Source organism: Nocardiopsis halotolerans DSM 44410 (assembly GCF_000341065.1).
GTDB lineage: Bacteria > Actinomycetota > Actinomycetes > Streptosporangiales > Streptosporangiaceae > Nocardiopsis > Nocardiopsis halotolerans.
This window is the reverse complement of the sequence record NZ_ANAX01000234.1, coordinates 1-23,158: the sequence shown is the minus strand read 5'-3', so window position 1 is coordinate 23,158 and position 23,158 is coordinate 1. Positions and strand designations below refer to the sequence as shown.

Annotated in this window: 24 protein-coding genes, 1 tRNA gene and 2 pseudogenes; 18 read left to right on the top strand and 9 right to left on the bottom strand. The window is 65.8% G+C overall.

What is annotated here, in order from left to right; all coding sequences use genetic code 11:
• The first annotated feature begins 32 nt into the window (after window positions 1-32).
• Window positions 33-332, top strand: a complete 300-nt coding sequence (locus tag D455_RS0118065; RefSeq protein ID WP_040684964.1) for a hypothetical protein — start codon at window positions 33-35, stop codon at window positions 330-332.
• 34 nt (window positions 333-366) lie between these two features.
• Entirely contained in the window at window positions 367-1,272 is a 906-nt protein-coding gene (locus tag D455_RS30895) for a DNA topoisomerase IB (RefSeq protein WP_241480273.1), read from the top strand.
• 129 nt (window positions 1,273-1,401) lie between these two features.
• Here the strand turns inward: D455_RS30895 and fdhA are convergent, their stop codons facing one another.
• Window positions 1,402-2,619, bottom strand: a complete 1,218-nt coding sequence (gene fdhA / locus D455_RS0118055) for a formaldehyde dehydrogenase, glutathione-independent (protein ID WP_026122738.1) — start codon at window positions 2,617-2,619, stop codon at window positions 1,402-1,404.
• Between the two features lie 231 nt (window positions 2,620-2,850).
• Between fdhA and D455_RS0118050 the strand changes: the two genes are divergently transcribed.
• Window positions 2,851-2,923 (top strand) — tRNA-Thr (locus D455_RS0118050).
• A 151-nt stretch (window positions 2,924-3,074) separates the two neighbouring features.
• Window positions 3,075-4,004: a tyrosine-type recombinase/integrase gene (locus D455_RS0118045; RefSeq protein WP_017572113.1), complete on the top strand. Its 930-nt coding sequence runs from the start codon at window positions 3,075-3,077 to the stop codon at window positions 4,002-4,004.
• A gap of 163 nt (window positions 4,005-4,167) precedes the next feature.
• Here D455_RS0118045 and D455_RS0118040 read toward each other — a convergent pair whose 3' ends face one another.
• Complete coding sequence (locus tag D455_RS0118040; protein ID WP_017572112.1) at window positions 4,168-4,515, bottom strand: hypothetical protein; 348 nt, start codon at window positions 4,513-4,515, stop codon at window positions 4,168-4,170.
• A gap of 165 nt (window positions 4,516-4,680) precedes the next feature.
• Window positions 4,681-5,250, bottom strand: a complete 570-nt coding sequence (locus tag D455_RS34890) for a transposase family protein (protein ID WP_017572111.1) — start codon at window positions 5,248-5,250, stop codon at window positions 4,681-4,683.
• 112 nt (window positions 5,251-5,362) lie between these two features.
• On the opposite strand from D455_RS34890, the gene D455_RS34885 reads away from it, so the two are divergent.
• The 8 genes and pseudogenes from D455_RS34885 to D455_RS0118005 all read left to right on the top strand — a co-directional run bounded on the left by D455_RS34885 (window position 5,363) and on the right by D455_RS0118005 (window position 11,804).
• Complete coding sequence (locus D455_RS34885; protein WP_017572110.1) at window positions 5,363-5,731, top strand: hypothetical protein; 369 nt, start codon at window positions 5,363-5,365, stop codon at window positions 5,729-5,731.
• A gap of 870 nt (window positions 5,732-6,601) precedes the next feature.
• Complete coding sequence (locus D455_RS30885; RefSeq protein ID WP_040684961.1) at window positions 6,602-7,936, top strand: class I adenylate-forming enzyme family protein; 1,335 nt, start codon at window positions 6,602-6,604, stop codon at window positions 7,934-7,936.
• A pseudogene (locus tag D455_RS35470) lies at window positions 7,933-8,676 on the top strand (SDR family NAD(P)-dependent oxidoreductase). Before D455_RS30885 ends, D455_RS35470 begins: the two are co-directional and overlap by 4 nt.
• On the top strand, window positions 8,670-8,957 hold the full coding sequence (locus D455_RS0118025) for an acyl carrier protein (RefSeq protein WP_017572108.1): 288 nt from the start codon (window positions 8,670-8,672) through the stop codon (window positions 8,955-8,957). The pseudogene D455_RS35470 and the gene D455_RS0118025 overlap by 7 nt, the downstream one beginning before the upstream one ends.
• Before the next feature lies 1 nt (window position 8,958).
• Window positions 8,959-9,936 (top strand): AvrD family protein, encoded by a 978-nt coding sequence (locus D455_RS0118020; RefSeq protein WP_026122737.1) that lies wholly within the window; start codon window positions 8,959-8,961, stop codon window positions 9,934-9,936.
• The gene (locus D455_RS0118015; protein ID WP_017572106.1) at window positions 9,933-10,643 is read left to right on the top strand and encodes an AAA family ATPase; all 711 of its coding nucleotides are present in this window, start codon (window positions 9,933-9,935) and stop codon (window positions 10,641-10,643) included. The genes D455_RS0118020 and D455_RS0118015 overlap by 4 nt, the downstream gene beginning before the upstream one ends.
• A complete protein-coding gene (locus D455_RS0118010) occupies window positions 10,624-11,364 on the top strand; it encodes a thioesterase II family protein (protein WP_017572105.1) in 741 nt (246 codons plus the stop codon). Before D455_RS0118015 ends, D455_RS0118010 begins: the two co-directional genes overlap by 20 nt.
• Window positions 11,361-11,804 (top strand): ester cyclase, encoded by a 444-nt coding sequence (locus D455_RS0118005; protein WP_017572104.1) that lies wholly within the window; start codon window positions 11,361-11,363, stop codon window positions 11,802-11,804. Before D455_RS0118010 ends, D455_RS0118005 begins: the two co-directional genes overlap by 4 nt.
• 16 nt (window positions 11,805-11,820) lie before the next feature.
• On the opposite strand, the gene D455_RS0118000 is transcribed toward D455_RS0118005, so the two are convergent.
• Complete coding sequence (locus D455_RS0118000) at window positions 11,821-12,408, bottom strand: TetR family transcriptional regulator (protein WP_017572103.1); 588 nt, start codon at window positions 12,406-12,408, stop codon at window positions 11,821-11,823.
• Between the two features lie 101 nt (window positions 12,409-12,509).
• Between D455_RS0118000 and D455_RS30880 the strand changes: the two are divergent.
• From D455_RS30880 to D455_RS34230, 4 genes and pseudogenes are all read left to right on the top strand, one after another.
• A pseudogene (locus tag D455_RS30880) lies at window positions 12,510-13,719 on the top strand (MFS transporter).
• Window positions 13,716-14,375 (top strand): NAD(P)-dependent oxidoreductase, encoded by a 660-nt coding sequence (locus tag D455_RS0117990; RefSeq protein ID WP_017572099.1) that lies wholly within the window; start codon window positions 13,716-13,718, stop codon window positions 14,373-14,375. Before D455_RS30880 ends, D455_RS0117990 begins: the two are co-directional and overlap by 4 nt.
• Before the next feature lie 811 nt (window positions 14,376-15,186).
• Window positions 15,187-15,498, top strand: coding sequence for a hypothetical protein (locus tag D455_RS0117985; RefSeq protein ID WP_241480272.1), 312 nt, complete (start codon window positions 15,187-15,189; stop codon window positions 15,496-15,498).
• 527 nt (window positions 15,499-16,025) lie between these two features.
• Window positions 16,026-16,181, top strand: coding sequence for a hypothetical protein (locus D455_RS34230; protein WP_017572097.1), 156 nt, complete (start codon window positions 16,026-16,028; stop codon window positions 16,179-16,181).
• A gap of 417 nt (window positions 16,182-16,598) precedes the next feature.
• Here the strand turns inward: D455_RS34230 and D455_RS30875 are convergent, their stop codons facing one another.
• The 5 genes from D455_RS30875 to D455_RS0117955 all read right to left on the bottom strand — a co-directional run bounded on the left by D455_RS30875 (window position 16,599) and on the right by D455_RS0117955 (window position 21,523).
• Entirely contained in the window at window positions 16,599-17,231 is a 633-nt protein-coding gene (locus tag D455_RS30875) for a LuxR C-terminal-related transcriptional regulator (RefSeq protein ID WP_206539273.1), read from the bottom strand.
• Window positions 17,232-17,559: 328 nt separating this feature from the next.
• Window positions 17,560-18,192, bottom strand: coding sequence for an NAD(P)H-binding protein (locus D455_RS0117970; protein WP_017572095.1), 633 nt, complete (start codon window positions 18,190-18,192; stop codon window positions 17,560-17,562).
• On the bottom strand, window positions 18,189-19,619 hold the full coding sequence (locus D455_RS30870; protein ID WP_040684960.1) for an MFS transporter: 1,431 nt from the start codon (window positions 19,617-19,619) through the stop codon (window positions 18,189-18,191). The genes D455_RS0117970 and D455_RS30870 overlap by 4 nt, the downstream gene beginning before the upstream one ends.
• A gap of 29 nt (window positions 19,620-19,648) precedes the next feature.
• On the bottom strand, window positions 19,649-20,695 hold the full coding sequence (locus D455_RS0117960) for an SMP-30/gluconolactonase/LRE family protein (protein ID WP_017572093.1): 1,047 nt from the start codon (window positions 20,693-20,695) through the stop codon (window positions 19,649-19,651).
• Window positions 20,696-20,746: 51 nt separating this feature from the next.
• The gene (locus D455_RS0117955; protein ID WP_026122735.1) at window positions 20,747-21,523 is read right to left on the bottom strand and encodes an oxidoreductase; all 777 of its coding nucleotides are present in this window, start codon (window positions 21,521-21,523) and stop codon (window positions 20,747-20,749) included.
• Between the two features lie 156 nt (window positions 21,524-21,679).
• Between D455_RS0117955 and D455_RS0117950 the strand changes: the two genes are divergently transcribed.
• Both D455_RS0117950 and D455_RS30865 read left to right on the top strand, forming a co-directional pair.
• Window positions 21,680-22,255 (top strand): TetR/AcrR family transcriptional regulator, encoded by a 576-nt coding sequence (locus D455_RS0117950; RefSeq protein ID WP_017572091.1) that lies wholly within the window; start codon window positions 21,680-21,682, stop codon window positions 22,253-22,255.
• Window positions 22,256-22,398: 143 nt separating this feature from the next.
• Window positions 22,399-23,118 (top strand): BTAD domain-containing putative transcriptional regulator, encoded by a 720-nt coding sequence (locus D455_RS30865; protein WP_040684959.1) that lies wholly within the window; start codon window positions 22,399-22,401, stop codon window positions 23,116-23,118.
• Window positions 23,119-23,158 lie beyond the last annotated feature (40 nt).

Below are 23,158 nucleotides of genomic sequence, written 5' to 3'. Positions count from 1 at the left end.
CCACCATCGGCGGAGGGAAGCAGGTGAGCGACATGTCGGCGGCCACGCCTTCCGTTCCCGACTACGACGACCTGTCGATCGGAGCGCTCGACGAACGCGTCCGCTCCCTTTCCGCGGAGTGCGTACGCGAGCTCATCGCCTACGAGGAGAGCCACGCCGACCGCATGGACGTGCTGGAGCTCCTCAAGGACCGTCTCCAGGGAATGGAGGGGGAGGAAGAGGAGCACGAGGGCGCCGGTCCCGAGGGCGGTGCGGACCCCGGGGCCGACGCGGCCCACGTGGACGCGGTGCCCCGGAGCGCGGAACGCCCGCCCGACCGGGGCCGGTCCTGAGCGGGAGAACACCCGTGGCCGCCGGAGCGCCGGTATGAGTCTGCGACGCAGTGACCCGTCCCAGCCGGGGATCACCCGTGTCCGGCGCGGACGCGGGTACCGCTACCACGACCCCGACGGAAGACCGGTCACCGACCCCGACGAGGTCCGGCGCATCAGGGAGCTCGTGGTGCCGCCGGGCTGGCACGACGTGTGGATCTGTCCCTCCCCGGAGGGGCACATCCAGGCCTGCGGCACCGACGACGCGGGGCGCCGCCAGTACCTCTACCACCGGGAGTGGCGGCGCAGGAGCGAGGAGGCCAAGTACGACCGGATGCTCGACTTCGCGGAGTTGCTGCCCGGGATCAGGGACACGCTGACCGAGCATCTGCGCCGCCGCGGACTGGGGCGTGAACGCGTCCTGGCGGCGGCCGTCCGCCTGGTCGACCTGGGTTTCCTGAGGGCGGGGGGAGAGGCCTACGCGGCCCGCAACGACTCCTACGGAGTCGCGAGTCTGCTGCGCGAGCACGTCCACCGATCCCGCGGCACGGTCGTGTTCGAGTTCCCGGGCAAGTCCGGCAGGGGCCACCGCGTCGAGTGCGCCGAACCCGACATCCGCCGGGTGGTCGCCTCCCTCCAGCGCGTGCGTTCGCCCGGACAGGACCTGTTCGCCCACCGCGCCGGGGACGGCTGGCACGACGTGAACACCGACGACCTCAACTCCTACCTGCGCGAGATCGCCGGGGAGGAGCACACGGTCAAGGAGTTCCGTACGTGGCACGCGACGGTCCTGGCCGCGCTCGGCGTGGCCGTGGCCGTCCCCGGGGACGACGAGAGGCCCGAACCCGCCTGCGGGCGCACGTGGTACGCGAGGTGGCCGACTACCTGGGCAACACCGAGGCGGTGGCCAGGGACTCCTACATCGACCCGCGGGTCTTCCGGTTGCAGGAGCGGGGGGTGACGGTCGCCGCCTCCCTGCCGGAGCTGGGCAGGGGGATCCCCGTCGGGGAGCTCGCCACCCAGGGCGGAGTGGAGGAGGCGGTGCTGCGCATGCTGCGCGAGCACCGCGACGCCTGACCCCTCCCGGCCCTCACGTGCCGAGGAACCCGTTCGGGTCGAGCACGTACTTGCTGGCCGCGCCCCTGTCGAAGGACTCGTAGCCCTCCGGGGCGTCCTCCATGCGGATCGGCACGGCGTTGACGGCCTCGGCGATACGCACGCGCTCGTGCAGGATCGCCTCCATCAGCTCCCGGTGGTACTTCATGACCGGGCACTGGCCGGTGAAGAAGGCGTGCGACTTGGACCAGCCCAGTCCGAACCGGATCGACAGGGAACCCTCCTTGGCGGCCTCGTCGGACGCTCCGGGGTCCCCGGTGACGTACAGGCCCGGGATGCCGATCGACCCTCCGGCCCTGGTCACGCCCATGGCGGTGTTGAGGACGCTGGCGGGCGCCTCCTCCGCGGCCCCCTCACCGGTCCCGTGGGCCTCGAAACCGACCGCGTCCACCGCGCAGTCCACCTCGGGGACGCCGAGGATGCGTTCGATCTGCTCGCCCGGGTCGCCCTCGGCCACGTTGACCGTCTCGCACCCGAAGCTGCGGGCCTGGGCCAGCCGCTCCTCCTTCATGTCGCCCACGATCACCACCGCCGCGCCGAGCAGGTGGGCCGACGCCGCCGCGGCCAGCCCCACGGGCCCGGCCCCCGCGACGTAGACGCTCGACCCGATGCCCACACCCGCGGTGACGCAGCCGTGGTAGCCCGTCGGGAAGATGTCCGAGAGCATCGTCAGGTCGAGGATCCTCTCCATCGCCTGGTCGCGGTCGGGGAACTTCAGCAGGTTCCAGTCGGCGTAGGGCACCAGCGCGTACCTGGCCTGTCCGCCGACCCAGCCGCCCATGTCGACGTAGCCGTAGGCGGAGCCGGGGCGGTCGGGGTTGACGTTGAGGCAGATCTCCGTCCGCCGGGCCTTGCAGTTCCGGCAGCGACCGCAGGAGATGTTGAACGGCACCGAGACGAGGTCGCCGACCCGTACGAACTCGACGTCGGGCCCCGTCTCGATCACCTCGCCGGTGATCTCGTGGCCCAGCACCAGCCCCTCGGGCGCCGTGGTGCGTCCCCGCACCATGTGCTGGTCGCTTCCGCAGATGTTGGTGGCCACGACCTTCAGGATCGCCCCGTGCCGGACCTCGCGTCCGACGTTCGCGGGGTTGACCCCCGGACCGTCCCTGAGGACGAACTCGGGGTAGTCGATGTCCTCGACCTCGACCCGGCCCCCGCCCTGGTACACCACACCCCTGTTGCCAGCCATGTCCCTTCCACCTCTCCGCCCCCGTTTGGGGGCATTTCCCCCTGTCGTTTCCGGGTGGGAGGGTGGCTAACCGGGCCGCGGGTGTCGCCTGCGGCTTCTTTGCCGGACCGGGGAGAAGCCGGGAGCCGGGGAGGCCGTCTCGGCGCCCAAGGCGTATCCGAGTAGGCCGGTCGGTGTCTGAACCGGTACCATTTCTCCGGGGCGCGGCCGAGACCACGGTCGCGGCAGCCCGCCAGCGTAGCTCAATTGGCAGAGCAATCGCCTTGTAAGCGATAGGTTAGGGGTTCAAGTCCCCTCGCTGGCTCTTACATGGTCTGACCTGGGCGAACTCGTGAAGCAGGACAGCCTCCCTAGGCTGGAGAGCTTGACGAGGTATCGCTTATGGCTACTGGCCGTATCCGCCGAGGTCCGCGCAACCTGGCCGCGGGCCCCTGAGGGCCCACGTCGACTCCTTCGTGCTCCACCTGCGCTCCGAGGGCAAACGCGACAACACCGTCACGATGTACGCCGACGCCGTGCGCTGGTTCGCCGCCGAGCACCTGCTGACCGGCGGTCAGCCCACCGACATCGACACCCGCTTCGATACCGACGCTGACACCAGTGCTGACATGCTGCGCTTCGAGCCCGTGCGCGACTGGGAGCTGGTCTCCCGAGTGCACCTGCGTTCCTGGCTGGTGCGGCTGCGCCACCGCCAGCACAAGGACGCCTACGTCAACAACCAGTACCGGTGCCTGCAGCAGTTCTTCAAGTGGTTGGCCGACGAAGAGGAGATCGCCAACCCCATGCGCAAGATGAAGCCACCCAAGGTGACACCGGAGCCGGTCCCGGTCTTCGAGCAGGACGAGATCACCAGGATCCTGAGCACAGCCGAGGGTAGGGACTTCCTCGCGCGCCGCGACCTGGCCCTCATGCGGCTGCTGGCGGACACGGGTGTGCGCCTCCAGGAGTTGACCAACCTCACCACCGACGACGTGGACCTGGACAAGCGTCGGGCGCGGGTCACCGGCAAGGGCGGCAGGATCCGGTGGGTGCGCTTCACCAAGCGGACCGCGATGGTCCTGGACCGCTACCTGCGCACCCGCAGCAGGCATGAGAACGCGAGTCTGCCCCGCCTGTGGCTCTCCGCCAAAGGTGGGGCGCTGACGAAGTCAGGCATCTACCAGATGCTCCGCCGTCGGGCCACGCGCGCGGGTGTGGAGCACGTGCACCCGCACCGCTTCCGGCACGACTTCTCGCACCGCTACCTGGATAACGGCGGCGCCGAGGGGGTCCTGATGGAGCTCAACGGGTGGGACTCGCGGCAGATGCTGCGCCACTACGGCCGGTCGGCTGCGGCTTCACGTGCGCAGCGCCATTACGACCAGGTCATGGACCGCAGCGCCTGAGACGGGTGTGGCCAGGCGAGTGCTGACAGCGGGGGCCGGTACCGCTGTCAGCACTCACAGCAGCGCTGTGAGGCTCTCGAAGAGACGACACTGTGTGAGGACGGATCCAGGCGAGGTAGGAGCCAAGCCGTTGGTGTGCCCGGCCCATCAGCGCGGCGTCTGTCTACATGGGTTCAAGATCGGCGGAGACGAGGATCGCTCCGAACGCCACCGCCAACAGGATCAGGAGCAGCACACCAGCGATCCGGGAGCCGTAGCGTGCGCGGTGCCCGACCAACACCAGCACCAGGTGCAGGAGCGACACCGGCAGCGCCGCGTAGAACAGGTACAGGGCGGTGGACAGCAGCGGGCCGTCCCAGGGGTGTGATCCGTTGGCCGTGGCCATGTACGCCCCCATGAGGAGCATGAGGGCACCCCACCCCACCACGGCCACCCCCGCGATCCACAGCGGGATCGCGAGCCAGCGGTGATGGTGGAGGAAGGTCTCGGGTTCGCGCACGGTGTTCGCCATGCCCACAGTCTGGGCTGTGGCGCGGCCACACACCTGAGTAGTCATACCTATGCGTCGCAGCGCGGGCGCTGGCTATGGACGGCCACGGCTGAGACGGGGCCTGGCCGGCTTACGAGTTGGTGCGTGATAGCGGGTGAGACATGGTGGTCTTGTCTGCCGTGTTTGTCAGGTGTGCGCGGTGCGGTCGGAGACCAATCCGGCGATGGCCCGGTAGGTGGCCGGGAGGTTCTCGCGCCGATGGGTCCAGCGCACCAGTTGCTTCCAGCGCTTGTGGTCGGCCAGGGCGTGCTCGACGGTGATGCGGTCCGAGGAGTGCGTGTGACGGTGGTGTTTCCACCGTTCGTGGAACTCGGGCAGAGCACTCTTGTTCGGTGTGCGCGGTGGGGTGATGGCCTTCCCGGGGTGGTCGCGGCGCAGACCGAGGTAGCCGTCGTCCAGTAGGACCTCCACGTCGGGGAAATGCCTGAAGCAGGCGTCGATGCCCTCGGTGCGTACCGCGGTGGCGTCGTGCATCCTCCCTGGTCGCATCGCGTCGGTCCACAGAGTGCGCCCGCGGTGGTCGGCCACGACGGTGGCCTTCATCGTGTTCTGCTCCTTCTTTCCCGAGGCGAACGCCCGCCGACCGCCCCGACCCGCCAGGGGCCTGCGCACCTGGATCTCGGTGGCGTCCAACCGTAGCTCCACGCCTTCGGTCTGGGCGTAGGCGAACACGTCCTGCAAGGTGCGCAGACGCACCCCCGCACGGTTCGGGACCGCGCACCCACGCTCGGCCGACAGGGGCGCGGATCTGGCCCACGGCCCGTGTGAGGGTGGAACGATCGGCCCCGAACAACAGCTCCAGGACCGCGTGCGGCAGGTCGTGGCGCAGGTGGATCAAGGTGGCCGTCAGGCGGTCGACGAAGACCAGACGGTGCCGGGCACCGGCACCGTCGGCCCGTTTCCTCTTCCCGCCCCGGAGCCGGTGCCGGTGGCCTTCGACGGCCGTTTCCCAGGAGTGGGCCAGTTCCTCGATGAGGGCGGCCAGGTGATGCTGGGAGATACCGGTGAGCCAGGGGTGGGCCAGGACCGCACGATTGACCTTGATCGTCACGACCAGAGCATGCCACGGCTCTCCAGTGAAACCTCACCCGCTATCACGCACCAACTCGTTGAGGCCATGCGCGCCCGTCCCAGCGCTGCCACGCGCAAGCTCTTCCAAGAGCTACTCGCCCACTGAGCACCGGCGTAACCATCCGTGTTTCGTGCCAGAGCCTCCATCACACCCGGAACGAAACAACCAGCGCCCTCTGGAGTCGGTCGTCATCGAGCTGGTCGAGCAGGGCGGGTAGGCCGTAGCGGCGGTCACATGGAGCATGCGGGATGTTGATGGTGGACAGATGACCTATCAGTCCGAGGGTTCGCCTGCGGCGGCGAATGGTTGCGCGAATGGGATGGAGGAGAGGCACGGACCACGGGGGATAGCGCATCGGGCATGTGGTTTTACGGATAGTGGTGTCTCGATACCTCCATGATCCCTCAGGCCCGTGCCCGTTTTTGCATGTCAGAGCCCGGATATAACCCCACAACCCGTTCAGGCCTGGCGTTCGTTCCTCGGCAGGGCACGAGGACTCCGGGGTCCGTGGCTATCTCCGAACAAGCCTCGTCACCGCTTTTACCACAGAAGCGTGAAGATAGAAGGAAAACGAAGTGGCCGACTTCGGACATATTCTGATCTTGAAATCCTGACACTCTGGCTAAAAATTTCACATCGCAAAGCCATTGGCAAGGTGTGACAAGGGCAACAAGCGCCATTGCAGTCCGCCCCCAGTGCAGTAACCCATGAATCATCTAGGGCTCCTAGCTGCAATTTCTTCCTTGCGAGTGCCGCGCTTGCTCTCCCGTGTCGCTCGACAAGTCGCCCTTCACAACGCTTAGCACTCGGCCAATCACTTTGAGTGGCATCAAGTGGGTTGACAGAATCAGCGTTCCTCTCGGAGACTTGTTCCAACGCAAGCGTTGGCATTGTCTCATAATGCATTATCCGTGCCTCAGTCAAACGCATAAGATGACACGACGCGCCGGCCGTCGTGCCCAGGGAGGTCCAACGATGAAAGCACTCAAAGAGGTAATGACTTCCGTCAGTGATGCTGATGCCATCGTGGCGGGAAACGTGGTGTCCACGTATGGCGAGCTACTGGATGAAGAGGCTCGATGGGTGGAACGGTTGGCCGATGCTGGGATTTCAGAAGGGTCTGTCGTGTCACTTCAGGCCGATTACAGCACGGAAGGCGTTGCAGCTCTCCTTGCTCTTCTCCGGATCCGGGCGATCTGTGTTCCGTTGAGCCCGTCAACAGAAGTCAAACAGCAAGAGTTCATGGAGATCAGCGCCACGGAACATGTGATCGACCTTTGGGGGGCAGGCTCCACGGTTTCGACAACCGGGCGGAAAGCAGACAACAATATCTACAACAAGCTGAGAGATCAGCGAAACGCCGGCCTCGTTCTTTTTAGTTCGGGTACCACTGGCCAGAGCAAAGCTTCCGTCCTCAACCTTGAGAGTTTGACCGAAACCCATCTCTCTGAGAACAAGCGCGCGCGGCGAACGATGACGTTCCTCAATTTCGATCACATTGGTGGTATAAATACTCTGCTGCACGCTCTGGCCCATGGTGGAACTGTCATCACAACACCAGGACGAAATCCTGACGACGTTCTTCGGGTAGTTCAGGATGCGCGTGTCCAGGTACTTCCCGCGACTCCAACATTTCTCACGATGTGTCTGATCGGACAGAAACTCAAGGCCTATGACCTATCGAGTCTCGAGGTCATCACCTATGGGACGGAGCCCATGCCGGAGCAGACACTCCGGAAACTCCACACAGAACTACCCAATGTTCGACTCAAGCAGACGTACGGCCTCTCCGAGCTCGGCATCATGTCCACAAAATCACGTTCCAACGACTCTCTATGGGTCAAGCTCGGAGGTGCCGGATTCGACTACAAGGTGATCGACGGGGTTCTCTGGGTGAAGTCCGACAAGGCGATGCTCGGCTACCTCAACGCACCGTACTCGTTCGACGATGACGGTTACTTCAACACCCAAGACCAAGTGGAAGTGGATGGCGACTACGTCAAGATCCTCGGACGCCGCAGCGAGATCATCAATGTTGGCGGTCTCAAGGTATATCCGAACGAGGTCGAGTCCGTGATCCTCGAGGTCCCGAATGTGGCGGACGTGACGGTCTCCGGTCGCAAGAACCCGGTGACCGGTCAGGTCGTCCAGGCGCGGATCAAGCCTGTGGAAGGCTACTCCGCCGTGGATCTGGAGAAGGCTGTGGTGCGGCACTGTGGCAACCGGCTCGAGGAGTACAAGGTGCCGGTCCACATCGAGATCTCCGAAGACGAACACCACTCCGAGAGATTCAAGAAGGTGCGTGCATGACCACTGATGAGAGAACTGAAACGAATCGGTGTGCGGTCGTCACCGGTGCCTCTGGGAAACTCGGATCGAAGATTGCGGAATTCCTGCTATCACGCGGCTGGCACGTTGAACTCTGGTCCCGTCGAGAAAATGACGAGACCAAGTGTCTGACGAAGAACCATCCAGACACCGCACAGTGGAGAGAAGTCGACGTTACGGACCACACGACCGTCACGAACGCAGTTCGCGCCATTCCCAAGAACACACGGCTCGAACTCCTTGTCAACAACGCGGGTGCGTTACACCAGGGGCTCTTCGCCATGGAGACGCCCGCAACGAGTGAGTAGATGGTCCAAGTAAACCTCACCGGTGTCCTACACACCACCAAGGCGTGTGCTCGAGCTATGCTCGGACACGGTGGGTCGATCATCAACATCTCCTCGATTAACGCTATCCGCGGCCACCGCGGTGTCGCTAGCTACTCGGCGGCCAAGGCGGGCCTCCACGGCCTCACGGCGAGTTTGGCCCGTGAACTCGGCGCCGACGGAATCCGGGTCAACACCATCGTTCCGGGATACTTTGCGAGTGATCTGTCCGCGGAGGTTACTCCCGAAAACCTCGAACGCATCAAGCGCCGTACCCCACTGGGACAGCTCGGAACTCCTGACGACGTGGTATCGACCATCGAATACTTCATCTCACCGGGAGCGAGTTTCGTGACCGGACAGTCCCTCACCATCGACGGAGGATTGACATGTTGATAACCTCGACCATCGCCGAAGAAGTGGTGACCCACATCAGATCCCTCCTTGGTGATGCCATCGAGGACGACCCCATCACGGCGAGTGACCCACTCAATGACCTGGGTCTGAACTCTATCATGATGGCGCGTCTCATCGTTGCCCTCGAACGCGACCTCAATCTCGATCCCTTCTCCGATGGCAGCCACGCCATCGTCGACATTCACAGCGTCGGTGACTTGGTTGAGGCCTACCAAGACGCTGCTTCCGCACCTGAGAACTCCGCGAACAAGGAAGGCTGACGTGACGTCGAAGTTGCTCCTGAATTCGATCGACGATTATCTAGGGCCAGCCGGTGAGCGGTTCTTCGGCGCAGGATACCGCCGATCGGTGTATTCATTCAGTACTCCGGTGGTTACCGATGAGGGTTTCCGCGCCACTGTCGACGTCAACTACCCGGCTGACTGGTCGAAGAAGGATGTCGGCGACGACCTGACGCCCCATCTTTCGACCATCGACGTGATGGTGATCGGAGCACGGTGCGCCGAGACGTTGCTTGAACGAAAATTCGGATTATCTGAGGACGATATCGGCGCCGCCTGGATTCGGAAGGTGGTCATCAGGGCCGGCACAAGTCCACAGGAGGACCTGGTCGGTGTCCCGCTGACGGCCACCGTCTCAAAGTCGACGCCACAGGACGACGAAAAGCGGGTCGTCTCCACCTTCGACACGCGCGTCGGGCCCATGCTGGCCCGCGTTCAGGTCGAACACCCCGCGGGCACGGAGAGCGACGTCGACGACTGGTCCACCCTGGGCGGCCGCGCCGACAGGTACTGGGGAACTGGCTTTCGTCAGGAGGACCAGTTGATCGAGAACGTGGACGTCGACCTGAACGTGCTGCGCTGTCGCGCCGATGTCAAGCTCCAGAAGGTTGACCACGCCGCGGGCCTGGGATCACGCCAACCGTCAAGGGTGACAGTGGTCGACGGCTTCGTGACGCTGCTACAGCTGGCGCAGGTGCTGCTCTACGAGCTCGACGGCCTTGACCGATCGAGCTCGGACACCCTGTGGATGCAGCAGGTTGTCCTGCGTCAGGGGGACTCGTCCTCGACGGCTCGGGACACCGGTGCCGTGTCCCTTGTGATCTCCGACCACCAGCTGCTGGACATGCCTGACGGCCAGTGGCGTAACGCAGAACTCCGGGGAGAGGCAGGGACCGTGGCCATGACAGCCGCTTTTGCTCACCGGGTCTCGAAATCCTACGAGGAGACGGCATCATGAGACTTTCCATCTCCGGGACATACTCTGTGGGCAAGACGTCCACGACGATGTGCCTGGCCCACTACACGGGGATTCCCCGCACACTGGCTAAGGCGATCCGTGAGATCATGCCGGACGCGGTTCCCGGCAAGAAGCTCGCTGAGGTGACACCGGCCGAGTTCCTCCAGCTGATGATGCGCCGCCACTGTGGTCGTGCTGTGGCAGAGGCCGAGCTCGGTCAGCACTATCTGTCGGACGGTTCGTCTCTCCAGGAATGGGCCTACGGCCACGCCCGGCTCCGCTTCGGCATGAACCCGACCGACCCCGACCTCCCCAACGAGACAGACCGACCCGAGATGGGTTTCTTCGCTGAGGTCGTCGAGCAGTACGGGCATGCCTTCCGGCAGCACGTGCGGGCCAACTACGACGCCATGGTGCACCTGGAGAACGAACGGCCGATCACCAACGACAACCATCGGCCAATGAATGAGGAGTTCCGCCGGTACTGCGATTCGCTGTTGCGAACGACGGTGGAGGAACTCGGCATCCCCCTGCGTGTGATCAGCGGGTCTCTCCGGGACCGCGTGGAGACCATCGTCCAGACTTTCGACCTCCCGACCGTGATGGGCCTGGACGAGGCCGTGGCGCTGATGGAGGCCGACTACGCGAGGATCGACATGCGGCTCGAGACGGAACGGCAGGCTTCGCATGGCCAGTACGTTGTCTGAGCGCGTCAAGCTGTTCTGCCTGGCTCACGCGGGTGGGACCGCGTCCACGGCCTACGCCGCGCTCGGAGACCTACTGGCCGACGTGGCCGAGGTGATTCCGCTCGACGTTCCCGGGCGGGGAGAGGCTCCTTCCCGGGCGGTGCGCTCGGTCGACGATCTGGTCTCCTTCTTCGGGGAGTCCATCCTGGATAACGTGGACGGCCCGTGGTGCGTTCTGGGGCACAGCTTCGGAGCTGCCTTGGCTCTCCAAGTGGCCCGGACCACCGAGAGGCTCGGACGTGGACCGGCCTGCTGCTTCGTCTCCGGCCGCAGACCTTCCGGTACGGGCCGAACCCGGGTGCCGCGGGCGAGGCCACGATCGGACGAGGAACTACTCGAGCAGGTCGCCTCCTGGGGCGGCGTTCCGCCGGAGTTCCTCGCCAACCCCGGTCTGCGCCGTATGGCGGCTAACCGGCTGCGTCGGGACATCGAGTTCAGCGATCAGCTGCACGAGCTCCGCGACCAGGCTCCCGTGGCTGCGGCGCTCCACGTCTTAACTGGGCGCTCCGACCCGTTGGCACGGCCAGACGAGGCACGTGGATGGGTCGAGCACAGCACGGGGCGGGTCACGTTCGACGAATTCGACGGGGGGCACTTCTTCATCTCCACGAACGATCTTGTCGCTCCGACCATCGCGACATATCTGACCACCTATTCGACGACCTCGGGAGTTCCCGCATGACCGACGAAGCGACCATCGAACGACGCAAGCGACGCGCCGCCGTCCTGTTCGAGGAGATCATCACGGACAACCGTCTGGAGCTCGCGGACGAGATCTTCGCCCCTCACTTCTACTGGCCCCAGTTCGACCTCCGGGGACCCGAAGGTGTCCGCACCTGGGTCCGTGCCTTCAGAACGACGTTCCCCGACATGGACGACCGTGTGCAGGAGCAGATCGCGGAGGGCGACGTCGTCGTCAGCCGGGTCCGCTGCGTCGGGACCCAGATGGGCGCCTTTCGCGGCCTGCCACCCAGCGGGAACAAGGCTGACTTCACGGCGATTGGCATCGACCGGTTCGAGGGCGACATGATCGTCGAACGGTCTGCGCACTTCGACCTCGCCGACCTCATGCGTCAGCTGGGCCACCGGTCGATCGAGATTCCCCCCGTCGACAAGCCCTGACGCCGACGGACTGGTATCAGGGCGTACGCGTCAGGCGCCGCGCCGCTTCCACCACGGAAGCGCGGCGCCTGGCGTGTTCCTGTTCTGTGGGAGGCCCGGTCATCATGCGTGCCACCTGCGGAACCGCCGACCACCATCCCGAGAGGGACAGGATCAGGAAGATGAGGTGGTCGGCCTCGATCGACGTCGTGATGGTTCCCCGCGCCTGACCATCGGCCATGGCCGCCGACTTGTATCCGTAGTACTCACGGCGCAGCTCCTCGTCCGGAACCTCACCCTCGAAGGCCAGACCCTCCCAGCGCATGAGTCGTGCGAGCTCTGGCCGCTCCCGGTGGTAGTCGTACACCCGCCCCGCGTATTCACCCACGTCCTCGACGGCGAAGGACTCGACGGGGAGCGACTGGGCGACCTTTGCGAGCTCGTCCCGGAGGACGTGGGAGAAGAGGCTCCGCTTGTCTCCGAAGTAGTTGTACACCCGCTCCTTGTTCACGCCGGCGGACCTGGCGACGCGCTCGATGGTCGTGCCGTCGGGACCGAACCTGGCGAACTCACGGACGGCTGCTTCCCTGATCTTGCGCTTCGTGCCTTCCGTGTCCCAGGCCATACGTCTCCTCAGGTCGCGACAAAAATCCAACGCAAGAGTTGCTGTGGGCGGTTCATGCTACTACGCTCATTTCCAACTCCAGCGTTGGAAAAGGAGCTTCCGTGCCCCCTAGGCCTCCCAAGTCTCAGCCACCCGTCGAGACGGCCTCGTTCTCCGGGCGGGACGCCTCCCACCCGGCCAGCGGAGCCACCGTCGCGTTACTCGTCTTCACGGCCCTGTTCGTGCTGACGCAGCTGTACTCCGCGATCCCCCTCCTCGGCCCCATCGGTGAGGAGTTCGGCGGCGACGTTACGTTCGCCCTCGCTACCTGCTTCAGCCTCTGCTACGCGACGGGCTTCCTCATCTGGGGCCCCGTGTCGGACCAGTTCGGCCGCAAGAAGATCATGGTGCCGGGGATCCTCGTCCTCTCCCTCGCCACGGTCGCCTGCGCCTTCGCGACGTCGGTCGTGTGGCTGGCCGTGCTCCGCGGTGTCCAGGGACTNGCCGGCGGCCCTGGCCTACCTGGCCGAGGCGACGCCTCCCGCGCGGCGGGCCTCCGCTATCGGAGCGGTCTCCATCGCCTTCCTCGTGGCGGGCATCTTCGGCCAGGTATTCGCTTCGTACGTGTCCCTCTGGTTCAGCTGGCCCTGGGTGTTCGTCGTCTGCGGAACGGTCCTGATCGGCGCGGGCCTGGCGATGGCCTTCAACGTCGTCGAACCCCCTCGGAAGGTCTCGGGGCACGTCGGGCACCGCTTCGTGGCCCTGGGCAAGGTCGCCACGAAACCGTCCGTCCTGACGCTGTGCTGTGCCCACATCGCCCTGCTGCTGACGTTCGTGGGCATGTACACGGCGCTCGGTCCCCACCTCGGCGACCTCGGTCTCGATCCGTCGAGTGTCATCCTGCTGCGCTTGGTCGGACTGCCCGGGATGTTCGCCGCGCTGGCCACCGGCCCTCTCGCGCGACGCATGGGCATGGCCGGCGTCGCCCGAACGGGGTTCCTGGTCGCGGCCTTGGGTATGGCGGGCGAGGCGCTCCTGTCCCAGTCCCTCGTCGGAACCTGTGTGGCGAGTCTGGTCTTCGTCATTGGTATCGCTCTGGCCATTCCGGCGATGATCACCCTCTTCGGCGAGGCGGCGGCCCCCGACCGCGCTGGTGGAATGTCCCTCAACGGTTTCGTCCTCTTCGTCGGAGCGAGCATCGGTCCGCTGATCGCGTCGATCACGGGCGACTTCGGTCTCCTCCTGCTTGGTTTCGCGGGGCTGCTCGCCTTGTCCGTGGCCTTCCTCGCCCTGTCCGCTCTCTTCTCCAGGAAGGAAAGCGCCGCCACATGACCCGGGTCGTCGTTCTCGGAGCCACCGGACGTGCTGGTTCGGCGGTCCTGACACAGCTCCCTCCGGAGGTCCAGGCCACCGCCGCCCTCCGGAAGCCGGACGACCTGTCCCGGCTGCCGGTGTCGGACGGATCGGTGACAGGAGTCGTCGTGGACATCGACGACACGGAGAGCCTGCGACGGGCCACCGCCGAGGCGGACGTCGTGGTCAACGCCGTTCGACTGCGCGGCGACATCGACCCGATGGCATTGGTCGATCTGCACGAGCGCGTCACCGAGGCGACGCGCTCGTCGGCGAACGCCTCCGTCCTCGTCGTGACCATCGGCGGCGCGGGAGCGTTGATGATGCCTGACGGCACACGCTTCTGGCAGCACCCGTCGTTCCCCGAGGTCACCCTGCCGCGGGGACGAGCGCACGCGAGACTCCGCGCCCACCTGGAGGCGCGGGAGGACGGTCCGCCCTGGGCGTACCTGATCCCACCCCCCGCCTTCGTCCCGGAGGGCCCCCGCACGGGGAACCACAGCATGTGGCCTCCGGCTGCCGACGAGAGCGACTTCCGCGGTCGCTCCATCAGCTACACGGACTTCGCCGACGCCGTGTGCACGGTGGTGGAAGGTCGTCTGACGGGGGTGCGGTTGGTGGCCGCGTCCTACTGAGTTCTTCGCTGGCTACGCGGGGCTGGAGAGTGAGTCCCCAGCCCCGCGTGGACCGGGAAGGGCCATGGGAACCGGTTGTCTTCGCGGATACGGTTGATGCCTCGTTCTGCTGGGTGGCGGCCTTGGCGCCGTGCCTGCCTCGCTCATGCCCGATGATGCGCCCAAGGCAAGAAGTGGGATGACCACCGACGCATCATCAACGCGATCCTGTTCCGCGTCCGCACCGGAATCCCGTGAAGTAACCTGCCCGAACGGCTACGGTCCCCGGGAGGCCGCCACCGCCGCTGGTGCATCGACAGATCCTGACAGAGGATCGCCGACCGGCTCAGGATGATGCCGCCAGTGGCGAAGACCTCATCGCGACCGCGCCCCGCTCAGAGCGCCAAGCTCCGCGCACGCGGAGGTGGACTGGCGTGTATGGATCTCGCTTGTTCTTCCCGTTGAGGACGGCCGTCAGGGTGTTCGGCTAAGCGTGCGAACGGGGTGGGTGCCGCTGACGGGGCAGGCCAGGGGCGGTTCGGGGTGTTCGTTCGGGTGCCCCGACTTATGGCGTCCTGCGGCTTGCTGTTCGTGTGGGGGAGGGGTGGGCGCGGGAAGTTCTCGCCGCTCTCGCCGCTGGGGTGTCCAAGTCGAGGGGTGCGGGTGGCTTCTTCTGAGGGTGAAGGGCGGTTCACCCGACGGGGAAGGCGTGCGCATGTGGGCTTGGGATGAGAACGCCAGTTGGTGGTGCCGGGGCGGGAGGCGCTGGTGCTCGACGAAGGGTGCTGGGGGCCAGGACCGGTGTCGGCGCGGGAAGGAGCCCGTGGTGCCGGTGGCGGACCCGGGAGAGCGCCAGGGGTTGTTGGGGGACCTGCGGACGCTGGTGATGTATCTGGAGACCCGTCCGGAGCTGCCGGTGGGGGAGATGGCCCGGGTGGAGATCACCTACTTTCCCGAGGGGTGTGACGACCGCCAGGAGCGTGAGGTCGTGCGTCTGGCCGAGGCGCTCGGTACGCGGCCGCGGTGGGAGGGGGACCACTTCGTGTGTGACAAGTGGTTCGGGCAGGCGGGGTACCGGGTGGTGTCCATCCCCGAACGGGTGCGGAGGGGTGGGCTGGCCGCGGTGATCCCGCTGAGGGTGTGAGCTGAGCTGTGGGAGCGGTCCCGGTGCTGTCGGGGCCGCTTCGTCGTGCACAGGGTTCGCGGAATCGGTGGTGGGGAGGGGGAGCAGTCCGTAGTGGTGGACTTCCTGGAAGTCATCGCTTCGCGGGTTTTACCCGGAAGTTCGCAGGCCTTTCCGCAGGTCGGTTCGGGACCCTCAGCAATCGCCTTGTAAGCGATAGGTTAGGGGTTCAAGTCCCCTCGCTGGCTCTTCTATGGTCTGACCTGGGCGAACTCGTGAAGCAGGACAGCCTCCCTAGGCTGGAGAGCTTGACGAGGTATCGCTTATGGCCACCGGCCGTGTCCGTCGAGGTCCGCGCAATCTGGCCGCGGGCCCCTGAGGGCCCACGTCGACTCCTTCGTGCTCCACCCGCGCGCCCACAGCAGGCACGAGGATGACCTCACCAGCGACCTACCCGGCGAAGCCGAGGCCGGAGGAGAACCCGCCCAGCTCGGTGAGGTCCGCGGTGTCGGCCCCTACGAGCGCGTACTCCCCGTGACCCTCACCCCGTGGCCGACTTCTACGAGTTGGAGATCACAACCACCGAGATCGCAGCCGTCACGTTCGGCGAGAACGCCTCCGCGGACCTGGGGAAGGTCACGGGCACGGCCGCCTTCTCCCAGGAGGAGGCGCAGGTGATGAACCCGGTGGTGGTCGAACTGTGATCGTGGCGGTGCTGGTGTGACGGGAGGCGTGGCGGTCCGCCCGTGCGACCGGGCTCCGCGTACGTGGAGGCGGTGCTTCGTTCCGGGTCGGTTGGAGGATCTGGTGCGTCCTGCGTTTGTCCGAGTCGGGTTTCCGGATTCTGGGACCACGCGACCCCGAAGAGGACATCGTGGACGACCGACTCCGGGTCGCTGATGTCACCGAGCACCCGCCCGGGGCGGCGGGGTGTACTGCGCGATGGTGCTGGACGCGTGCTCTCGACGCCTGGTCGGGTGGTCGATCGACCTACGGCGGCATCGGACACGAACACGCCGGGCACGGCCATCGATAACCGTGGACCGGGCCCCGGGGCGGTGTCCCGCTCCGGTCACGGGCCCGTGGCCCCTGGAGCGTGTCGGACACCGGAGCGCCGGAGGTCAGCGGGATATCGCCCCGATCTCGATCGCCTTGTTGATCGAGTCGATCCGCGAAGTGGCACCGATCTTGACGAATATATTCCTCATGTGGCGCTTCACCGTGCCCTCGGTGATGTTCAGTTCGCGTGCGATCTGTCGGTTGCTCCTCGCGTTGGCCACGCGGGCGAGGATCTCTGTCTCGCGCTTGGATAACGGATTTCTGGCCTGTAATTCTTGCGGGGCGACGCGTCGGATCGGCAAATGGATCGAACGGGAGCGGGAGGTTATGCGCTTCCGGGCCGCGTGCATGACGTCGACCATGATGTCCGGTGCCACATCCTTGTGGAGATACCCGTGGGCGCCCAGGTTGAGCCAGCTTCCGATCGAATCCAGGTTTTCTGCGCTCCCCAGAAGGATGACCCGGAGGTTCGACATTCTTCTGACAGCGTTCCTGAGGTGAGCGAGTCGGGAGTCATCGGGGGAGTCGACGTCGACCAGCACCAGGTCCACGTCGGACAGCTTCACCAGATCGCTGATGGAGTCCAAGGTTTCAGTGAATGTGAAACCGAAATCACCTCGGCGTACAATGGAATCGATGAACTCCGAACATCCAAAGGAAGCCACTCTTGTCTTTTGGCGTGTCGGGGGTTCCATGGTTTTGGTCACGTCGATCCTATTCCGTCATCTGTTGTGATGCAGATCGGGCCGGCGAATACATCGGATGCGGATGTTTGTTTTGGTGTTTTGTCCCGCCCTTTGATTCTATGTTTGGGGAGTTGTGCCGGCAATGTGTTATGGGTCACACCTGGGGTGCTTTGGGGTTTAGGGGGGTGGGGGTCCGCCGAAGGCCAATTGATCTGCGGTTATGTTTTGTGAGGAATTTGAAGTTATTCTCTCCTTGTCTTTCTGGGGGCCGGTGACAAGCAGAAAGGGTCGGCCGTCAGGTCTGTGAGAACTGACGGCCGACCCCGGGGCCCCGCTCCTAGGTCAGTCGGGCCAGTGCCACCCTGATGGGAAGCGGACCGCTCGCGACCTCGAACGTTCGGTTGATCGTCGCTGACTCCCCGAGAGAGGCGACGACGGTGTCCGCGAGGTCCGCCCGGCTGAGGGACCCCCCGCCCACGTCGTTGATGACGATACGGCCGCCGGCCGGCGCGTCCGTCAACCACGGTGGCCGGATGACCGTCCACGCCATCGTCGTGTCCGCCAGTCGCGCGTCCGCCGCCCGTTTCGCCTCCGCGGCCGCCAGCAGGAACCCCGGTAGGACCTCGGGCCGGTCGACCCCGGCCATCGAGATCTGGATCCACCGGGTGACGCCGACCCGCTGAGCGATCGACATCGCGGCGACGGCTCCGTCGCGGTCCACCCGCGCGGCTTGGGAGGTGTCGCGGGCCGCCGCGGTGTTGACGACGGTGTCCACCCCCGAGAACGCCTTCTCCATCTCCGCGCTCTCCCCCGTGAGGTCGAGGAAGCGGCGCTCGACCCCCCGCTTCGCGGGTGCGTTCGCCTGCCTCGGGTGGTGGACACCAGCGATGACGGACGCACCCGTCGCCGCGAGCGCATCGACGACCAAACGTCCTGTGCCACCCAGAGCGCCGATGACGAGTGTGCTCACGAGATCGTCTCCTTCGCGCGTGGTCCGGTCTCCTCCTGCTCCTGGGGCTCCGGCTCCCGGCCGCCCCTGACGAACAGCGCACAGACGGCGCTGGCGACGACCACCGCGACCCCGACCCAGAGCGCCGGCTGCATCCCGGCGATGTAGGCGTCGTCGAAGTCGTTGGTGGCGGACGCCCCGAGGAAGGCCGAGGAGAAGACGGTGGTGAGGACGGCGATACCGAGCGCGCCACCGAACTCCCGCACCGTGTTGTTGATGCCCGAGGCCTTGCCCTGTTCGTGCGGCTTGACGGCACCCATGATGGCGACGGGGTTCGCCGCGAACATCAGGCCCATACCGACCCCCGCCGCCAACAGCGCCGGGACCAAAACGAGGTAGTTCACCCCCGGTTCGGCGACGTACGCGATCCACCCGAGCCCAGCGGCCTGGAGCGCCGAACCGGCGGCCATCAGCGGTCCTGTGCCGACACGGCTGATCAGCTGGCTGGCCAGCGGCACGACGATCATCGGAGCCATGGTCCAGGGCAGGGTGGCCAGACCCGCCTGGAAGGGCGAGAAACCGACCGGGCCCTGCATGAACTGGGCGAAGTAGAAGATCGAGCCGAACACGCCGAAGTACATGGCGAACGCGGCCACGTTGCTCAGCACGAACTCGCGGCTGCGGAACATGGTGAGCGGGATGAGCGGAGCGGAGGTGCGCGACTCCCAGAAGAGGAAGGCGGCGAGCAGTACGACCGACAGTCCCAGAGCCAGGACGACCGTCTGCGTCCAGCCCTCATGGGCCTGCACGATGGCCCAGACCGCGATGACGACGGTGGCCGTCACCAGCAGGGTGCCGAGGACGTCGATGGTGCGCTCCCCACCCGTGCTCTCACGGAGCACCCACAGGACCAGGAAGACCGCCAGCACACCGATGGGCAGGTTGATCCAGAACATCCAGTGCCAGCTCAGGGCCTCGGTGAGGATGCCACCGACCAGGGGCCCCATCGCGATCCCGAGTCCGTTCAGCCCACCCCACAGGCCGATGGCGAGGTTACGCCGTTCCTCGGGGACGGAGCTGACCACGAGGGTGAGCGACAGGGGCAGGATCGCCGCCGCGCCCAGCCCCTGCAACGCACGGGCGGCGATGAGGGTGCCGATGGACTCGGACATGGCGCAGGCGATGGATGCCAGGGTGAACAGCACGATTCCGCCGACGAAGATCCTGCGTCGGCCGAACCGGTCTCCCAGGCCCGCTCCGGCGAGGAGGAACCCCGCGAAGGAGAGCGCGTACGCGTTGACCACCCACTGGAGCAGGTCCTGTCCGACGCCGAGGTCCTCACGGATCGACGCCAGTCCGATCGTGACGATGAGGTTGTCCAGGGAGACCATGACCATCGGGATTCCCGTGGCCAGGGTCACCCAGAGAAGGCTTTGTGATCGTTGCATGGTGAAAATCCGCCAATCGATCGTGCGGCTCAGAGGCGCCGCAGTACGAAGGTGTCCGAGGTCCCGCCGCCCATGAGCACGCCCACGTTGCCGCTGAGGACGTAGTCGCCGAAGGGGGTGATGGCGATGTTGGTGGGTCCCTCCACCGGCCAGGGCTCGTGGCTCCTCTCGATGCGTGCGCTGTCCCAGCCGTCGTCGGAACGGAGCACGGTCACGCCGTCGGTGCCACTGGGGATGCCCGCGTTCTCGCCGATGGAGTTGGTCACGACGTAGAGGGAGCCGTCGGGGCGGAGCCGGATGCCGTCGGTGCCGAGCATCGGCTCGGGCAGCTCCACCTCGGTGACCCGGCTGCCCAGGGGCTCGTCGAGGTCGATACGGAAGAGCTCTCCGTTGTCGTAGCGGACGGCGAGAAGGTAGCCGTCCTCGTGCCACACGATGCCGTTGAGCCCGACCATGTCCGCGGCGAAGCGGGGGTCGTCGGCCACCACCTCGGGCTCGCCCTCGGTGGAGATCCCGTAGAGGGTCTGGCTGACGGAGTCGGTCACGTAGACGGTTCCGTCGGCGTCGTAGGTGAGGTCGTTGCCGAAGGTCCGGTCCAGGTTCCCGGAGATCTCGGTGTCGAAGACCAGCTCCAGGGTGTGGAGGTCGAACGCGGCCACCCCCGAGGTCGGGGGCATACCGGTGTCCATCTCCTGCCGGGTCCAGAAGTCGCTGTAGGCGACCAGGACGCGGTCGCGTTCGGTGTCGACACGGACTCCGAGGGTGGAGACGGGCCCGATGCTGGGAACGAGTTCCTCCGTCTCGCCGCCGGGCTCGATCAGGGCCAGGTTCCCGTGCAGGGCCGAACCGACGATGAAGCCGTTCCGGGTGGGATCCCAGGCGATCCCCTCCGGGTACAGCTCCGGGAAGCTACCGGTGATCTGTCTGAAGGGAGGGCCCGGCGGCCTGTGGTCGGTTTCGGCCGACGCCGAGGCCGGGGACGCGGGTATGAGGCAGGCCGTGAACACGGTTCCGGCGACGAGGGTCGCGGCCGTGGTCCGGGCGCGGCCTCTGTTCTTGGGGGTCGGACTGGGCACGGGGAGTTCCTCTCGTGTTGTGCTGAACGGACCCCTTCGGGGTCCCTGGGGTCAGAGGGACTTGAGGGCACCGCCGTCCACGACGAAGTCCGCCCCGTTGACCGACGCCGCATGCGGTGAGGCGAGGTAGACGACCAGCGAGGCGATCTCCTCGGGGCGCACGAGCGAGCCGGTGGTGATGCCCATGGCCTCGGGCAGCCTTCGCAGCAGCTCCTCCTGCGAGATGCCCTGCTGCTTGGCGAGTCGTGCCCCGTAGCCGTCCGGTCCGGCCCAGAGATCGGTGAGCACCGGACCGGGGGAGACGGTGTTGACCCTGACTCCCCGCGGACCGAACTCCTCGGACAGTGCCTTGCCGAACGAGGTCAACGCGGCCTTGGCCGCGGTGTAGTGGACGGGTCCGGCCGAGGGCATGTGCGCGGCGTTCGAGGAGATGTTGACGACCGAGCCGCCCCGTTCGAGCAGGCTCGGCATCGCGGCCCGGGTGGTCCGGACGGCGCTGAGGAGGTTGAGGTTCAGCGCGGTTTCCCATCTCGCGTCGTCCAGGGACAGGAAGTCGCTCGCGCCGTTCCCCGCCCCGCCACCGACGTTGTTGACCAGGAGGTCCACGCCGCCGAACCGCTGAAGCGCCAGGTCCACCAGCGCCTGGGGGCCGTCGGGTGAACCGAGGTCGACCGAGGCGTGGGAAGCGCCCCGTACCGGAGCCTCCGGGGCACGAGCACCGGTGACCACGTCCGCTCCCGCTTCGACGAGGGCCTCGGCGATCGCTCGCCCAATGCCCCTGCTGGAACCCGTGACGACGGCCACCTGGCCGTCAAGTCGCAACTGCATGCTTCGGATGACCACCAAACTGGATCGACAGTGCCGCTATAGAAGTATCAAGTAGGACAGTGGTGTCGCAAGTACTTGTCTATCTGCGTCTTGGGTGAGCTATCATGTGGAGTGATGGACGCAGCAGACATGGCATGGAGAGGATGAGGGCAGCGCATGGCTGAACAGCGACTTCGTGCGGACGCGGAGCGCACGGTGCAGACGATCCTGGAGTCGGCGGAGAGGGTCTTGAGTCGGAACCCCACCGTCTCGATGGAGCAGATCGCCGAAGCCGCCGGCGTGGCGCGCAGCACCGTGCACCGGCGCTTCACCACGAGGGAGGCACTCCTTGAGGCGCTGACCGAATGGGCGTCCCGCCAGTTCGCCAACGCGGTCGAGGCGTCCAACCCCGAAACCACCCCACCGATGGTCGCCCTGTACGTCGTGACCGCGAACGTCCTGCGGGTCAAGGCCAGTTGGGGGTTCGCGATGAGCCGACCGGTCGCCGAGGGCTCCGTGACCTCCGAGATCCACGCGGACGTGTCCCGGCGCTGCGTGGACCTCTTCGAGCGTTGCAAGTTGGCGGGCGTCATGCGTGAGGACGTCGACACCGAGTGGGCGCGAAAGGTCTACTACTCGCTGATGGACGAGTCCACCCGCGCGGATCCGGAGCAGATCAACCCGGAGAAGCAGGCGACGCTCGTCGTGGACACGCTCCTGCGGGGTGTGGGCACCCCCAAAGAACACTTCTGACCTCGGATAATCCCCCATTCACACTTTGGTGACATTGACATGTCCATGCCATTGAGAAAGCCTGCGAGGCGACTCTCGGAAGCAACTTGAATGGAAGGCTGCGAGCCGTGGTGTGTTACTTTCGAATCCTCGGATCACTTGAAATGATGGGCGATCGGGGGGTTTCCTTAAATGGTAGAAAAGTTCGTCAGCTATTCGGGTTGCTTCTGACGCACGCGGGAAAAATGGTTACGGTCGACTCCGTCATCGAGGAGTTGTGGGGGGACGCCGCTCCGGCGACCGCGGTGGAGACGGTGCGCACACATGTCTTCCATATCAGGAGGCAGTTGAGCGCCACCCTGGGACGCGAGGCCGGAAAGGACCTGCTCCGCACCCGGAGCCAGGGATACCAGGTCACGCTGGCCGAGGACCAGCTTGACCTGTTCCGTTTCGAGCGGGTCAGGCACCAGGGCCAGACGCTTCTGCGGGCTGGCCGTTTCGAGGAGGCGGTCGACCGGTTCGACCAGGCGATCGAACTGTGGCGGGGGCCTCTGCTCGAGGACGTGCCCAAGGGAAATGTCCTGGAGGCGGAACGCGTCCGTCTCGACGGTACGCGTAATCGTCTCTGTGAACTGCGTATCGAGGCGATGATGAAGATGGGAGGATATCGCGACGTCGTCGACGAGGTCCGCAACCATGTGAATTCCGATCCGTTGAACGAGTGGTGGCACCTCCAGTTGATTGACGCGCTTCACCGTTGCGGGCGTCGAGGCGAGGCCCTGGGCGCGATCCGTGCCCTGCGCGAACTTCTCAGAGAGGAACTCGGGTTGGAGCCGTCGGCGGAGGTCCATCGGCTCCAACAGAGGATCCTCAATCCGGTGTGACGGTTCTGTCCGACCCGTCAGGCGTCCTTGATCTCGCAGA